A 14,826-nucleotide genomic window follows, 5' to 3' on the forward strand; every position below is an offset into this window, starting at 1 on the left:
GGTCACCGATCGGTGGCCGCCGTTTCGTTTGTGGCTATCCGTTGTGGCTACTGGTGATCCGCCTTCGTTCCGACCTCTGGTGCCTTTTGTGCCGCTGGTGTCGCAACCGCTAGTACCGCTCGCGTCCGCACGCGTAGGCCAGCGTCGGAATGAGTTCCGCGGCCTCCGGCAGCCACCGGTTCGACTCCCCCGGCGGGCGCGCCCACTGCACCTGGCCGCCGATGCCCATGCGCGAGGGCGGCGCCACCACGAAATCCTTCTCGCCATGGCAGATCAGGTCCAGCTGCGCGCGGCCCCAGCCGGCCCGCATGAGCATCTCAGGGATCTTCTTCTTCGTCCCCGGCAGGACGAAGAAGTACAGGCGCCTGGTCGGCGTCGCCGCGACCGGCCCCAGGGCCGCTCCGCTGCGCTCCAGCCGCGCCAGGGCCAGACAGCCGGCCTGCTCCGGGACGTCGATGACGTCGAAGGTGCGGCCGGTGGGCAGCAGGATCGCCGAGTCGGGGTGCTCCTCCCACCAGCCGTACACGCGCGAGGGCTGGGCGGTGATCTGCTTGGCCCAGTCGCGGTGCGCGGGGTGCGAGCCCAGGGCCGGGCACGCGGTGTTGCCGCAGGAACAGTGCCAGGCACCGTCCACGCGCAGTACCGACGCGCCCGGGAGGATGTCCCAGTGCCGTTCCTCGATGTAGTTCAGCGCGGCGGCCTTCAGCCCCAGCGGGTCCGCCCCCAGCGGGGCGGGACCGGGCTCGGCGAGGTCGCTCTCGGGGAGTGACAGCACAGTCATGTGCCCATAACGCGAGTGACAGGAGTCTGGTTACGGGTCGCATGTCACCTGATTGCCCGAATGTGCAAGAGGTCTGATATTTCGTTGTCCTTGATAGCCGTTCGCGGTCTAGATCGGTATTCATGTTCAACAATCAGTGTTCGTCCGATTGCTCGGCGGGTATCACCGGGGGTATGGAGGGGCACCGAGGGCCGCGCGAGCCGAATCGGAGACTCGCCGAGCTGATCGCCGAGGCCGGCTGCTCGAACGCCGGGTTGGCCCGGAGGGTCAATATGGCGGGCGCCGAGCTGGGCCTGGACCTGCGCTATGACAAGACCTCGGTGGCGCGCTGGCTGCGCGGACAGCAGCCGCGGGCCACCACGCCGGCGCTGATCGCCGAGGCGCTGGGCCGCAAGCTCGGCCGGCCGGTCACCGTCGAGGAGATCGGCATGGTGGACGAGCGGGACGGGAGTTCCTCGCTCGCCCTGGGGCTGGGCGCCGACACCCAGGAGGCGATCGCGGTCGCGGCCGGGCTGTGGCGCGCCGACGCCGCCGGACGGGAGCAGTTGCGCGCGGCCTCGTTCGCGGTCACGGCGATGGTCGGGCCCAGCCGGGACTGGCTGATCATGCCGGAGGACCCGGTGGTGGCGCGGGGGATGGCCGCGGCCAAGAACGGGCACGCGCCGCTGCGCGTCGGCCTGTCCGACGTGGCCGCCGTGCGGGCCGCCACCGACGCCTTCCGGGCGCTGGACCACCGTTTCGGCGGCGGGCACGTCCGGGTGCTGGCCGTGCGCTATCTGGACGGGGTCGTCGCCGAGCTGCTGCGCGGGACCTACCCCGAGCGGGTCGGGCGCCAGCTGTTCGGCGCCGCCGCCGCGCTCACCGAGCTGGCCGGCTACCTCGCCTGCGACACCGGCCGCCTGGGCCTGGCGCAGCGGTACTACATCCAGGCTCTGAGGCTGTCCCAGGCGGCCGGCGACCGGGCCCACGGCGGGCACATCCTGTCGGCGATGAGCCACCTGGCCAACTCCCTCGGCGCGCCCCGGGAGACCGTGCAGCTGGCGCGCTCGGCCGACGAGGGGGCCCGGGGCATGGCGTCGGCGCACGTGCGCGCGGAGTTCTTCTGCGCCGAGGCGCGCGGGCACGCCGCGATGCGCGACCGCCGCGCGGCCGAGCAGGCGCTGGGCCGGGCCACGGACGAGTTGGAGCGCAGCGGGGGCGACGCGCCGGTCTGGTCCTCCTACTTCGACCACCACTACATAGCCGACGCGGCGGCCGCCTGCCACCGTGATCTGGACCAGCCGCGCCAGGCCGCCGAACAGGCCGCGGCCGCGCTGGCCGGCTTCGGGATGGACAAGACCCGGCGCCGGGTGCTGAACCTGTTCACCCTGGCCTCGGCCCGGGTGCAGGGCGGGGAGGTGGAGGCCGGCTGCGCGGCGGCGACGGAGGCGGTGAAGCTGTCCGCGCGGGCGCGTTCGGCCCGCGCGGTGGAGGCGCTGCACGATTTCGACCGGCGCCTGGACCCGTACGCGACCGTCGCGGCGACCCGCGAGTTCCGCGGCCTGATCGCGGCCCGCAGGCCTGGCGAGCCCATCAACGCCTGAGCGCCGGCGGTGACAGGTCTGGCGGTGTGGTCATTCATCGAAAGTCCGATCGGGTAGGCTCGGTCCCGCCTATGGACGAGACGCTGCAAGAAAGCGAGCCGACAGCCGAGGGTGGGCGAGCGCCGTCGGAGGGTGCCGCGACCGCCGAGGCGGGAATGCCGCATACCGCGCAATTCGCCCCCGTGGAGATGCCTGGCCAGGCGGTCTCCCCCGTACCCCCCGAGGACGACGGATATCCGGGGGGCCCGATCCCGGAGTCCTCCGGCTTCTCCTGGCGCCTGCCGGGCCAGCCGGCCCCCGTGCAGCACGCACAGGGCGGGATCCCGAACGAGTTCGACCACCTCTTCCGCGACGCGCCGGCCGACGACCGCCGCTCGCTGATGCCCAACCAGGGCACGATAGGGGTCGCCGTTCCGGGAGCCGCGGGCTATTCGGGGCCTTCGTATCCACAGAATCCTGCGACCGGTGCCCCGGCACCCGGTCCCCGGCAGGCTCCGGCTCCCGGCCCGGCTCCTCGCCCGGGCCCGGATCCGGGCTACGGCCCGCAGCCGACGCAGGCGCTGCCCCCGGCCGAGGCCACGGGCCGTCAGCAGCCGGTGTACCAGGCCCCGACCCAGGACCAGGTCGGCTACGGCCAGCAGCTGCCCAGCCGCGCCTACGACTCGGGCGGCTACGCGGCGCAGGCGCAGGGCGGACAGTACGACTCCGAGCATCAGCACACGCAGGCGATCCCGCGGGTCCAGCCGCAGATGTACGGCGGCGGCCGCAACTCCGGCGAGCCGGACCTGCTGCTGGCCACCGGCCCGGACCGCCGGCAGTCCAACCGCACCCTGCTGGTCGCGGTGGGCGTGTTCGTGGTCCTGATCGTGGTGGCCGTGGTGGCCTTCTCCGGCGGGGGCGGCAAGTCCAAGTCGGACACCGCCGGCAAGTCCACCGACACCGACACCCCGCCGCCGACCACCAGCGTGTCGGCACCCCCCGGCGTGGACCCGGCGGCCAAGGCCCAGGCCGACGCCATCTTCGCGATCATCGCCCAGAGCCACGACCTGCGCTCCAAGGCCAACGGCGCGTTCAGCAACGTCCAGGCGTGCCAGAACGTCGCGCAGAACAAGCAGACCTTCACCGACGTCGGCAACTCCCGGCAGGCTCAGGCCGACGGCATGAAGGCGCTGGCCGTGGACAAGCTGCCGGGCGGCGCGAAGCTGCAGCAGGACCTGATCACGTCCTGGCAACTGTCCGCGGAGTCCGAGCGTGACTACGCGAACTGGGCCAACGACAACCTGGCCTGCCACGGCAAGCCCGGCTCCAACGACAACCTGAACCGCGCCAGCAGCGCCGGCGACAAGGCCGGCACGGCCAAGAGCGACGCGGTCAAGGACTGGAACGCCTTCGCCGACAAGTTCGGCGAGCAGACCATCAAGGTCAGCGACCTGTGACAGGACACTGACGACCCACGCGACCCAGACGACCCAGACAACCCAGACGGCCACCGGTTCCCGGTGGCCGTCTTGTTTTCCCGATCAACCTCGTTCCCCGATCGGTTTTCAGCCCTACCGCAGCTGGTCGACGTACGTGTCCGTCCCCGGCAGCGTCGGGACGAAGGGCGCCGCGAACTCCAGCCGACCAAGCCCGGACGCCTCGACCGCGGCCCCGTCCCCCGCGAACCGCTCCCAGTCCTCGGCGGGGTCGGATTCGGTGAAGTAGAGCACGGTGATCCGCTTGCCGACGCCCTCGACCGGCTTGACGTACGTCGGCGTCTTCCCCGGCAACGGCATCGGCTCGAACACCGTCGCCATCGCCACCGGCGAACCCTCCAGCTTGCCCGGCAGGTGCTTCTCCTTCAGCCAGGACGCCAACGCGGCCGGATCCTGATCGGGTGCGGCGTCGATGACCTCGACGACGAGACCCGCGTAGGGGTAGTTCAGGGCATGGATGTCGCGCGGACCGCCATCGCCGTCCCGGTAGACCACCCCGAGGTAGTCCTGGAACGACGTGAACACATGCGTCCGCTCCTGGAACACCCGACCATCCGGCAGCAACCGCCGGTTGATCGCCACGGTCCAGTCCAGATGGTCGTGATACCGGCCCTCATTGATCCAGTACACGGTGATGTAGGCCCCCGCGGTCACCGGCTCGGCGACCGCCGACTCGGCCGGATAGCGCAGCAACTGCAACGGACGCGTGGCGACCCACCGCCGCCCGGCGAACATCCAGGGCATGGACATCGCGCCGGAGATGTAGTGATCGTCCTCGTACCAGCGGTTGTAAGCGTGCTCCTGTCCCGGATGCGGCTCCACCATGGTGATCAGGGCGGACCCGATGCCGGGTCCGTAGGGTCCCTCCGAGGCGAGTTTCTTGTAGGGGCTGGGCTCACGCTTCGGGTGATATTGCTCCTCGGGCACGGCGCCTCCTGGTGGTGGTCCTCGGGTGATCTGACGATACGTCAGATTCTGTGGGAGAAGCCATAGCCACGCCAAGACGCAACCTCTGTACTGGGCTTCACGTCTTCCTGCAAAGTGTTCGTCGCATACGGACGCGAAAATGATCTAGGGGAGAGACCATGTCAGTACCGGGCCGTCGACGGCCGCTCGCTCTGTCGGCGATCGTCACCGCTTCGCTCACATCCGCCTTCGGGCTGACTGCGACCGACGCGCACGCGGTTAACGTGGGACCGGCCAACAGCGCGCTCACCGTCAGCGACGGGAGTTCGACGCTAGAGGTGGGTGGGAAGGTGACGACCTTTCCCACTACGGTGAGCGATGCCACGTGGTCGCCCAACGGCAGCCGACTGGCTTATGTGGACGGCTTCGGGAACCTCGTTTCATCCCGTGCCGATGGGAGCGACGTCCGGTTGCTGGCCTCCGCCGACCGCGGCGTGGTGATTTCTCACCCGACGTGGTTGAGCGACGGCGGGTTCGTCGCCTATGCCGAGTCCGTGAACGGTGTCTTCGGGGCGATCAACACCGCCGAGGCCGACGGCTACGGGAAGGCCGTGAGCGGCCTCTTCGACGGATCTACGGCCGGCCAGGTCCTCCCGGCGACCACGGATGGCGCCAACTCGTCCCCGGACGCGTTCTTCACGCCGAGCGGAAACCACACCTGGACAGCCCAGGAGCACATCGTCTACCAGCACGTCGCCACCGGCGGAGGCGCTCCCCAGATATTCCTTTCCGATCCCAGCTCGCAGCCCATGGGCTTCAAGATCGCCGACGGCACTCAGCCGACGGTCTCCCCGGACGGGAACCTCGTGGCCTTCGTGAACCCGTCGGGTCAGATCGCGGTCGTCGATCTGCGCCAGGCCGCCGGGTCGAACGGCCTTCGCACGCCGACGGTGCTGACCACCGATACCGTGCACAAGCAGCACCCGACATTCTCCCCGGACGGGTCGAGAATCGCTTACGAGGCCTTCACTCCCGGTTCGGCCGGCGCGCCCGACACCGCCAAGGACGTCGAGTCGATACCGGCGGCCGGCGGCGCTCCGACCGTCGAGTGGGCGAAGCCCGGTGTGCTGTCCTACCGGCCCACGGCCAAGACCCACGTCGTCCGCCTGGCGGGCGCCGACCGGGGCGCGACCGCGATCACGGCCTCGCAGGCGGTGTGGGCCAGTGCGGCGAACAGCGGTGATACCCGAGAGCATGCCTCGGCCGTGGTGCTCAGCCGCGACGACCAGTTCGCCGACGCCCTCGGCGGCAGCGCGCTGGCCGCGAACAAGGGCCCGTTGCTGCTGACCCACACCGCCGGGCTCGATCCCGCGGTGCGGGATGAGATCGTCCGGGTGCTCGGGCCTGCGAATGCCGCCGCGCCACAGACCGTTTACGTCCTCGGCGGGACGCGGGCGTTGTCGCCCGCCGTCGAGAAGGCGGTCACCGACCTCGGATACCACGTGGACCGGCTGCAGGGCCCGGACCGGTACTCGACGTCGGTGGCGATCGCCAACGCCATCTCGGCGCACCCTTGGCAGGTCCTGATCGCAACCGGCAACGGCTACGCCGATGCGTTGTCGGCCGGGGCCGCGGCCGGCTCGTCGGGGGTGCCGTCAGTTGTCGTGCTCACCAACGACAAGGCCATGCCGCAAGCGACCGCGGACTACTTGAAGACCCTGACAGCGTCGCCGTCCGGGTGGCCGACCATGTACGCGATCGGCGGCCAGGCCAAGGCCGCCACCGACACACTGTGGCATACGGGCGCGGGCCCCGTCGTCACCTCGCTCGTGGGCACCGATCGCTACGAGACATCGTTCATGGTGGCGCGCCAATTCTTCGGCGACCAGACCACGCAGGTCGGTGTGGCGACGGCACTGAACTGGCCGGACTCGTTGTCCGGCGGCGCGGTCATGGCGCACGACCACGGTCCGCTTCTGTTGGTCGACCCGCAGAAGGGACTCACACCCCAGGAACACCAGTGGGTCTCGGCCAACTCCGGGGGCCTGGACCACGCCCTGATCTTCGGCGGCACCAAGGTTGTCACCGGTATGGCCGAGGCACAGCTCGGTGCGGCGATAGCCGGCCCGGCCGGGTACGACGCCGCCACGAATCCGACTGTGATGCCGTAGCCGAAGTTACCGGAAGTGCAGCGGGGCGGCTGGCGTCGTACGCGTCGGCCGCCCCACCGCTGAACTTTCTGATCCGCGGCTTCTATAAGCCCTTGGATGCCTTCGCCTTGGCCGCCAGTCTCGCGGTGGTGAATCAGGGCAGCGCGCACGCGGGCGACATCGACATGTACAGAAGCATGGGGACCCAGCGCTGCCTGGACGGTGACGGGGCCGGCGACGTCTACACCTCGCCGTGTAACCAGAACGACCCGTATCAGCATTGGACCACCCGTCTGGCCGGCAACGGCTACGACTGGCAGTGGGTCAGCGTCGGTACCGGTCGCTGCCTCGACGGCAATGGTGCCGGGCAGATCTACACCTCCCCGTGCAGCTCCACCAATCCCTATCAGGCGTGGACGCATTATCCTTCCGACATCGACCAGGCGTCCGGGATATACAACAGGACGACACAGCGCGTCATCGATGGCGACGGGTCCGGCGCCGTGTATGCATCCATCCCCAACAGCCCGCCACTCACCAACCCCTACCAGATCTGGGCGTAGGCTCTGGCGGGCGCATGCCGTGACACTCTTGTCGCCGTAGGCCGTGGTGATCGTCGGCAGCGGCGCGGAGCAAGTGGTCGCGGCGGCGATCGGGACGGCAAGCGGTCCTCCCCAGGAAATCGGCGCATCTGCTCGCATTCACAAGACACGTCCCCCGTGCCCTCCGACGTCTGATAATGAACGCGAACCGGAGCTCCGCGAACGCGGGGCTCCCGGCAGACATGGGGGACCAACATGCGCTTCGGGATCAAGGGCGGCTCCATAGCCGTTCTCACCGCTGCCGTCCTGGCGACGGCGGCCTGTAGCAGTTCCGGCCAGATCGGCGCTTCGGCGGGGAGTACGAGCGCGCCGGCTACGTCGGCCGGTTCGACGGGGAAGACCGCTGATACGCCACCGAACACGGCCATCGCGCCTCGCAGCTCGGCGACTTCGTCCGCGCCGACCGGCGGCGGTACTAAGGGCACGCTCAGCACGGACCAGATTCGCGGGATCCTGCTCACCGACAAGGACGATCCCGGCTATACCTACGACGCCTCGAAGGACGACGCGACCGTCACCGACACCCAGGACGCCATCACTGCCGGGGGCAGTGCCTGTCAGCTGTTCGTGGACGCGGAGAACGGGTTGTCCACGAAGTACGGCACCACCGCCGAGGTCAACCGGGTGTTGACCAAGGCCTCCGCGGGCCACGCGATCGAGGCCTCGGTGCTGGCGATGCCGTCGTCCGCCAAGGCGGTGGCGATGACCTCTGATGTGAGTACGAGTCTTCAGGGCTGCAAGAGTCTGTCCGCGACGATCTCGGGCAGTCCCGGTTCCATGACGTTGTCCGCCATCCCGCAGCTGACGAAGAAGGGGCAGGCCGGCTACCTCGACTACATGACCGTCGGGGGCAAGACCGTGCTGATGGCCGCCGATCTGACGCAGGTCGGTTCGGCGGTCTCGGTGGTGGCGCTGATCGGTCCGGTGACCAGCGACTCGGCGGCGCTGCAGCAGATGGGGGCCACGCTGGGCCACCTGTCCGACATCCAGGTCGGGCGGTTGAAGAAGGCTCAGGGGCTGGGCTGAGTCCTCAGTGCGAGCCGGCCAGTACCGGCACCAGCACCGCGATCGCGAGGATCCCGACCAGCAGGCCGACGACGGCCGGGCGGCCGAAGTTGACCGTCCAGCCCACGCCGAAACGCTTCTGGACGAACACCGCGGGGTCCTCGCGATTGACGTAGACCATCCCCAGCTTCCAGAAGCTGTCGTCGTCGCGGTTGACGGCGCCGTTGCCGGTGCGATTGCCGGCGCCCGAGCCGTTGCCCGAGCCGGTTCCCAAGCCGATGCCCGAACCGGCGGCCTCGGCGCCCTCGACCCGCAGCCGCGACCCGCCCTGCCCCACCCGGACCGTCACCACGACCAGTCCCGCGGTCGCCAGCACGATCGGCGCGATGAGCAGCACCGGGAAGAATCCGGTGCTGCCCACCAGGTTCCACGTGGCCAGCGCCGCGAAGAACATCGTCAGGTCCGCGGCGGCGGCCAGCACCAGCAGGCAGCGCGCCATGGCCGTGACGAAGCGCCGGTGCCGCTCGGCGGCGTGCGGGTCCTGCGCGTCCAGCTCCGCCTTGCCGCGAGCGGTGACCCGGGACAGCACCACGATCAGCGCGGTGACCGCGATCTGCACCATGACCAGCCCGAACGCCGAGACGAAGGTCTTGTCGGTGTACGAGGTCGGATGCCCGCCGGCGTCGTAGTGCGAGACGAGGCGGGGCGGCAGCTGCGGGTACCGGACCGCGCCGACGACGGCGGTGCCCACGGTGATCGCCACCGCGGGCAGCGTCCACAGCCAGGGGAACGGCTCGGGCCGGGTGCGCAGCGTGGTGTCGGTGACGGTGACCTGCCTGCGGCCCTCGAACCAGTGCCCGTCGCGCTTGGCGTCGGCGACGTGCGAGCGCGCCAGGAGATACGCCGCCACCGATCCGACGAGCTCGACCAGATCCGCGACGATCGCGGCGGCCCCCGCCGACCTCACGAACAGCCCGGCCGACACCGCGACGGCGGTCACCGCGCCGATGCCGGTCCAGTACGTCCGACGTGCGTGCGCCACCACCGGATCGCCGGCGCGCTCGGCCGGCAGCCGCACCCCGAACTGCACGGTCCGTGGCGTCAGTAGCGGCGTGAGTAGCGAGAGGAACCCGATCAGCAGGGCCGGGAGCACCGCTGGGACAGCATTGGCGTGCATGTGATCTTCCCCGTCTTCCGTCAGCGCTTCGTGAACTCGTCCAACAAGGCCTGGCAGCGCTCCAGGACCTCCGGCGGCGCCATGCCCTTGGCGAAACCCTCGGCGAGCAGCGTGCGCGCCCGCCGTTCCCAGTCGCCGACCTCCTCGGCCGTGGACGGGCCGTCCCCCGGCCCGCGCGCCACCACCGCGCCGGTCCGTCGGCCGAGCCGGATCAGGCCCTCGCGCCGCAACTGGTCGTAGGCCTTGTTCACGGTGTGCATGTTGATCCCGAGGTCGGCGGCCAGTTGCCGCGTCGTCGGCAGGGAATCCCCCGGTGCCAGCTCTCCGGCCGCCACCGCCACCACGATCTGGTCGCGCAGCTGCTGGTAGATCGGGACGTCGCCGTCGGGCTCCACGGTGAGGAGCAAGGGTCTGCCTCCTTCATTCTGTTGCTATAGAACAACTAGAACAATGGGCTCGTCAAGGGTCGGCGCGACTCTGGCCTTCTCGCCTCGCCCGGCCTAATCTGACGCATCATCAGATACAGAATCCGCACGCCGCGTTCCCACGAAAGGGTCCCCATGTTGCTCCAGGACAAGACGGTGATCGTGTCAGGGGTCGGCGAAGGCCTCGGCCTGGAGGTCGCGCAGGCCGCCTACGACCAGGGCGCGAACGTGGTGCTCGGCGCGCGGACCGAGGCCCGGCTGGCCAAGGCCGCGGACGGCTTCGACCAGGCCCGGGTCGCCTACGCCGCCGCCGACATCACCTCCGACGACGACTGCCGCGCTCTGGTCGCCCTGGCGGTCGAACGCTTCGGGGCGCTGGACGGACTGGTCAACGTCGCGGCGATGGACCAGGTCTTCGGCGGGTTCGCCGACGCCGACTTCGCGGACTGGCGGGCCGTCTACGAGGTCAACGTCGTCGGCACCCTGCAATTGAGCAAGGCCGCGATCCCGCATCTGGCGCGCGAGTCCGGCACCGCCACCGGGATCGTGCACATCCTGTCGCAGTCGATGTGGGTGCCGGCGACGGAGGTCATGCAGGCCGCGTACGCCGCCTCGAAGGGGGCGCTGCTGTCCGCGACCTACGGCATGGCCAAGGAGCTCGGGCCGCGCCGCATCCGGGTCAACGCCGTCGTGCCGTCCTGGATGTGGGGGCCGATGGTGCAGGGATACGTCGCGTGGACCGCCTCGTCCCAGAGCATCCCCGAAGAGCAGGTACTCTCCTCGCTCACCGCGCGCACGGCGTTGCCGGAGATCGCCAGCGACGGCGACGTTGCGAATGCGGCCGTTTACATGGTGTCGCCTTATGCCGGGGGGATCACCGGCCAGTCCCTGGCCGTCAACGCCGGCGACTTCATGCGCTGACCGGGACACGGCCGGCGACACGGCCGGGGACATGGCTGAGGACATGGCTGAGGACCCTTGTAGCGAGCCTGTGACGAAAGCGGGATGGCGCGGTTGAACGGCTGACAGAGGATCGCCGACATGTCCTCATCAGCACGCACCTCGCCGGGTCGGCAGCCGGCTCCGGACGGTTACGGCCGTCCGGAGCGCGGCCATGTGCCGCCCCGGTCGGGGCGGCCCGCGCCGCCGCCGGCCCCGGCACGCGGCCGCGCTTCGGGGCCGTCCGGACGCGGCGGTCCCGCCGCTCCCGCTCCCGCCTCCGCCGGTCGCCGTACCGCCGCGCGGCAGGCGTCCGGCGCCGGCAGCGGCAACGGCAACGGCAACGGCAACGGCAACGGCGACCGGCTGCTGGCCGGGGCGCCGTCCTGGCTGCCCGCCGCGGCGGTGCTCGGCGGCCCGATGCTGGCCGCGATCGTGGGCAAGTTCGCCGGCGGCTACCACGGCCCGGCGTTCGTGGTGCTGACCATCGCGGCGGCCGCCCTGGCCGCCGCGGCGGCGACCTCGAACGGCCGCTGGTGGGTGGTCACCTCGCTGCCGCCGGTGGCCTGGCTGGTCGCCGCGGTCGCCGAACTGGCCTGGCACAACCCGGCCTACCCGGACAACAAGGCGAAGCTGGTCGGCATGGTCCACGCGACCACGAACGTCTTCCCGGTGATCCTGGCCGCGCTCGCTGTCATGGGCCTGGTGATCGTGGCCGCCGTGGTGCGCGGCCGACAGAGCGGGGGAGGCGCGCGCCGTGTCTGAGTGGTATCCGGAAGACGGGGACCGGCGGGACCTGAGGGACCCGCGGGACCAGCGCGGCGGCGGCCGTCGCGGAGCGGCACCCGAGCAGCCTGGGCCGCCCGAGCAGCCCTGGCAGGCATCGCAGCGCCGTCCCGGGCCCCCGCCGCAGCAGCGTCGGCAGCCGCCCCCGCGCCCGGACGACCCGACGCACCACGGCGGCGACTGGTACGAGGCCGAGCAGACCAACGTCATGGCCCAGCAGGGCAACGGCGACCGGTACGACGACAGCTACGGCGACGGCGGCCGGTACGACAGCGAATACGACGACGAATACCTCGAGTCCGGCCGTCGGGGCGGCGCGGGCGGCGGCCGACGCGGAGGCGGCCGCGGCACCCCCGCTCCCGGTCCGGGTGGAAAGGCGCGTAATCCGGGGCTGATCGCCGGCCGGGTCACCGCCGCGGTGATGAGCGCGGTCGTCGTGCTGGCGACCGGCTTCGTCTGGTTCGAGAACAAGCAGCTCACCGACGGCCTGCACACCTCGGACTCGATCAACCAGATCAAGCCCGGCGAGGACGGCTACGTCGCGCCGCACCTCGGCGCCGACGTCAACCTGCTGCTGATAGGCCTGGACTCGCGCAAGGACATGAACGGCAACAACCTGCCGACGTCCCTGGTCGAGGACGAGCTGCACGCCGGGTCCTCCGACATAGGCGGCTACAACACCAACGTGCTGATCCTCATGCACATCCCGGCCAACGGCGGCAAGGTCACCGCGTACTCGATCCCGCGTGACAGCGACGTCGAGCGCCCCGGCGGCCAGGCGACCATCCCGGGCGTGGGCAGCGTCGAAGTGCCGGACATGGGCATGGGCAAGATCAAGGAGGCCTACGGCGACGCCAAGGCCTTCGCCGACAACAAGATCGCCGCCTCCGGCAAGAAGGTGGACAAGGCCACCGAGGAGGCCGAGAGCCGCGAGGTGGGCCGCGAGGCCACGATCCGGGCCGTGCAGAAGCTCACCGGCCAGCACGTCGACCACCTCGCCGAGGTCAACCTGGTCGGGTTCTACGACATCGTGAACGCGATCGGCAGCATCCAGGTCTGCCTGAGGGCCCCGGCCTACGACCCGATCGAGGACGGCGCGGGCACCGGCATCAACCTGCCGGCCGGCGTGTCCACCATCAACGCGGCCACCGCGCTGCAGTTCGTGCGCCAGCGCTTCCACCTGCCCAACGGCGACCTGGACCGCACGCACCGCCAGCAGGCGTTCCTGTCCTCGGTGACGCAGAAGCTCAAGCAGAACGGCGTCCTGAACGACATCGGGTCGATGCAGAAGCTGTTCAACGTCGTGAAGAACGACATCGTCATCGACAACGGCTGGAGCGTGCTGGACTTCGCCTCGCAGGCCTCGAACCTGACCGGCGGGAACACCGAGTTCATCACCCTGCCGACCACCGGCACCGTCACGATCGCCGGCGAGAGCGCGCTGACGGTGAACCCGGCCGCGATCCAGAAGACGATCGGCGCGACGTTCGACAACGACGCCGCGGTGGCCCCGCCGCCGACCACGTCCTCCAGCTCGACCCCGCCCCCGGCGGCGCCGACCACGACCGCGACGCCCCCGGCGACCATCACGGTCCTGAACGGCACCCAGACCACCGGCCTGGCGCTGAAGGTCTCCGGCCAGCTGTTCGACGCCAGCATCCCGACCAGCAAGACCGGCAACGGCGGCGACAACGTCCAGCACACGGTCATCCGCTACGGTGCCGGCGAGGAGGCCCTGGCCAAGAAGATCCAGACCACGCTGGGCACCAAGGAGGCGCCGATCGCCAGCAGCTCCATCGCGAAGGGCACCATCACCATCACCATCGGCTACGACTACAAGGCGCCGCCGGCGACGACGACCACGCAGTCCTCGAACCAGCCGTCGAACGGCCCGACCAGCGTGGCCAGCGACAACTCCTCCGACTCCTCCGGGCTGAGCTCCGGCGGCGCGGTCACGTCGCAGAACGGGATCCCCTGCGTGTACTGAGACACTGATCGCCAGCGCGCACAAGGCCGCCGCGGGCGCCGGAGACTTCGGTTCTCCGGCGCCCGCGGCCTTGTGACGGGTTCACGTGATGTAGCGCTCCGCGAACCCCTCCACGGCCTCGACCATCTCCGCCAGCGAGGGACCCGGCGCGGTCATGGCCTTGATGTTCGTCATCCACGGGGCGCCCAGCAGGTCCGTGACGCCCCACTCCTCCAGCTGCTCGCACAGCTCCGGCGTGGGTTCGGCCAGCACCGCGAGCATCGCGCGGAACGGCCGGTCCAGGGTGCCGGCCTTCTCGCGGGCCGCGCGGATCCGGTCCATGATCGAGTGCGTCTCCTCGACCGTGTGGTAGATCCCGATCCAGCCGTCGTTGTTCGCGGCGCGGCGGATCGCGATGTCCGAGACGCCGCCGACGTAGACCGGGATCGGGTCGTTCGGCGTCGGCGTGATCGAGCAGGCCGGCAGCGTGTAGTTCGGTCCGGAGACCTCGACCACCTCGCCGGTCCACAGCTCGCGCAGCGCCGCCAGCATCTCGTCGAGCCGGGCCCCGCGCTTGGCGAAGGCCTGGCCGGTCGCGATGAACTCGTCCTTGCTCCAGCCCGGCCCGACGCCGAGGGCGACCCGGTGGTGTCCGCCGGCGGAGCCCTGCGAGAGGTAGGCGGCCGTCGCCACCTGGTTGGCGACGGTCAGCAGGTCCCGCGCCGGGGCCACGTAGATGTTGGTGGTGAAGCGCAGCCGGGTCGTGACCGTGGCCATCGCCGCGATCGCCACCCACGGCTCGGGCCAGTGCGTCTCCTTGGACCAGTACCGGGATCCGTCCGGCGTATACGGGTAGGGGGAGGACAGTTCGACCGGATGGAACAGGTGGTCCGGGATGGCGATCCCTTCGAACCCGTACTCCTCCGCGGCCCGCGCGAGCCCGGTGAAGTGCGCCGTGTCGCAGAACGCCGGTGAAAGCCAGAACTTCATGGGCCGACTCCCCTTCACTTTTCGCCTTCCAGGAATCAATC

The 14,826-nt window shown here is 70.4% G+C and carries 13 protein-coding genes; 8 read left to right on the forward strand and 5 right to left on the reverse strand.

Annotation, left to right across the window (positions count from 1 at the left end; genetic code table 11):
• Nucleotides 1–109: 109 nt before the first annotated feature.
• Entirely contained in the window at nt 110–781 is a 672-nt protein-coding gene (locus ABIA35_RS03760) for a bifunctional DNA primase/polymerase (RefSeq protein ID WP_370341148.1), read from the reverse strand.
• 173 nt (nt 782–954) lie between these two features.
• On the opposite strand from ABIA35_RS03760, the gene ABIA35_RS03765 reads away from it, so the two are divergent.
• Nucleotides 955–2,364 carry a transcriptional regulator gene (locus tag ABIA35_RS03765; protein ID WP_370341149.1) on the forward strand — a complete coding sequence of 470 codons (1,410 nt, stop codon included), beginning with the start codon at nt 955–957 and terminating at the stop codon, nt 2,362–2,364.
• A 182-nt stretch (nt 2,365–2,546) separates the two neighbouring features.
• Entirely contained in the window at nt 2,547–3,800 is a 1,254-nt protein-coding gene (locus ABIA35_RS03770; RefSeq protein ID WP_370341150.1) for a hypothetical protein, read from the forward strand.
• A gap of 114 nt (nt 3,801–3,914) precedes the next feature.
• Here ABIA35_RS03770 and ABIA35_RS03775 read toward each other — a convergent pair whose 3' ends face one another.
• A complete protein-coding gene (locus ABIA35_RS03775; protein WP_370341151.1) occupies nt 3,915–4,766 on the reverse strand; it encodes a hypothetical protein in 852 nt (283 codons plus the stop codon).
• 329 nt (nt 4,767–5,095) lie between these two features.
• Here ABIA35_RS03775 and ABIA35_RS03780 point away from each other — a divergent pair, with 329 nt between their 5' ends.
• The 3 genes from ABIA35_RS03780 (at nt 5,096) to ABIA35_RS03790 (ending at nt 8,523) form a co-directional block, all read left to right on the forward strand.
• Nucleotides 5,096–6,916: a cell wall-binding repeat-containing protein gene (locus ABIA35_RS03780; protein WP_370356555.1), complete on the forward strand. Its 1,821-nt coding sequence runs from the start codon at nt 5,096–5,098 to the stop codon at nt 6,914–6,916.
• Nucleotides 6,917–7,008: 92 nt separating this feature from the next.
• The gene (locus ABIA35_RS03785) at nt 7,009–7,458 is read left to right on the forward strand and encodes a ricin-type beta-trefoil lectin domain protein (RefSeq protein ID WP_370356557.1); all 450 of its coding nucleotides are present in this window, start codon (nt 7,009–7,011) and stop codon (nt 7,456–7,458) included.
• A gap of 234 nt (nt 7,459–7,692) precedes the next feature.
• The gene (locus ABIA35_RS03790) at nt 7,693–8,523 is read left to right on the forward strand and encodes a sensor domain-containing protein (RefSeq protein WP_370341155.1); all 831 of its coding nucleotides are present in this window, start codon (nt 7,693–7,695) and stop codon (nt 8,521–8,523) included.
• Nucleotides 8,524–8,527: 4 nt separating this feature from the next.
• Here the strand turns inward: ABIA35_RS03790 and ABIA35_RS03795 are convergent, their stop codons facing one another.
• Both ABIA35_RS03795 and ABIA35_RS03800 read right to left on the reverse strand, forming a co-directional pair.
• Complete coding sequence (locus ABIA35_RS03795; protein WP_370356559.1) at nt 8,528–9,679, reverse strand: DUF1648 domain-containing protein; 1,152 nt, start codon at nt 9,677–9,679, stop codon at nt 8,528–8,530.
• Between the two features lie 20 nt (nt 9,680–9,699).
• Nucleotides 9,700–10,086, reverse strand: coding sequence for a GntR family transcriptional regulator (locus tag ABIA35_RS03800; protein ID WP_370341158.1), 387 nt, complete (start codon nt 10,084–10,086; stop codon nt 9,700–9,702).
• A gap of 153 nt (nt 10,087–10,239) precedes the next feature.
• Here ABIA35_RS03800 and ABIA35_RS03805 point away from each other — a divergent pair, with 153 nt between their 5' ends.
• The 3 genes from ABIA35_RS03805 (at nt 10,240) to ABIA35_RS03815 (ending at nt 13,816) form a co-directional block, all read left to right on the forward strand.
• A complete protein-coding gene (locus tag ABIA35_RS03805; RefSeq protein WP_370341160.1) occupies nt 10,240–11,025 on the forward strand; it encodes an SDR family oxidoreductase in 786 nt (261 codons plus the stop codon).
• Between the two features lie 120 nt (nt 11,026–11,145).
• Nucleotides 11,146–11,808 (forward strand): hypothetical protein, encoded by a 663-nt coding sequence (locus ABIA35_RS03810; protein WP_370356561.1) that lies wholly within the window; start codon nt 11,146–11,148, stop codon nt 11,806–11,808.
• The gene (locus tag ABIA35_RS03815) at nt 11,801–13,816 is read left to right on the forward strand and encodes an LCP family protein (protein WP_370356563.1); all 2,016 of its coding nucleotides are present in this window, start codon (nt 11,801–11,803) and stop codon (nt 13,814–13,816) included. The genes ABIA35_RS03810 and ABIA35_RS03815 overlap by 8 nt, the downstream gene beginning before the upstream one ends.
• An 81-nt stretch (nt 13,817–13,897) precedes the next feature.
• Here the strand turns inward: ABIA35_RS03815 and ABIA35_RS03820 are convergent, their stop codons facing one another.
• Nucleotides 13,898–14,785: a TIGR03619 family F420-dependent LLM class oxidoreductase gene (locus ABIA35_RS03820; protein ID WP_370356565.1), complete on the reverse strand. Its 888-nt coding sequence runs from the start codon at nt 14,783–14,785 to the stop codon at nt 13,898–13,900.
• Between the last annotated feature and the right edge of the window lie 41 nt (nt 14,786–14,826).

The sequence above is a fragment of the Catenulispora sp. MAP12-49 genome (assembly GCF_041262705.1).
GTDB lineage: Bacteria > Actinomycetota > Actinomycetes > Streptomycetales > Catenulisporaceae > Catenulispora.

Excerpts from the sequence above, each read along its gene's own strand:
- ABIA35_RS03795 (WP_370356559.1), bottom strand. The coding sequence starts at position 9,679 with ATGCACGCCAATGCTGTCCCAGCGGTGCTCCCGGCCCTGCTGATCGGG.
- ABIA35_RS03790 (WP_370341155.1), top strand. The coding sequence starts at position 7,693 with ATGCGCTTCGGGATCAAGGGCGGCTCCATAGCCGTTCTCACCGCTGCC.
- ABIA35_RS03805 (WP_370341160.1), top strand. The coding sequence starts at position 10,240 with ATGTTGCTCCAGGACAAGACGGTGATCGTGTCAGGGGTCGGCGAAGGC.
- ABIA35_RS03765 (WP_370341149.1), top strand. The coding sequence starts at position 955 with ATGGAGGGGCACCGAGGGCCGCGCGAGCCGAATCGGAGACTCGCCGAG.
- ABIA35_RS03760 (WP_370341148.1), bottom strand. The coding sequence starts at position 781 with ATGACTGTGCTGTCACTCCCCGAGAGCGACCTCGCCGAGCCCGGTCCC.
- ABIA35_RS03820 (WP_370356565.1), bottom strand. The coding sequence starts at position 14,785 with ATGAAGTTCTGGCTTTCACCGGCGTTCTGCGACACGGCGCACTTCACC.
- ABIA35_RS03810 (WP_370356561.1), top strand. The coding sequence starts at position 11,146 with ATGTCCTCATCAGCACGCACCTCGCCGGGTCGGCAGCCGGCTCCGGAC.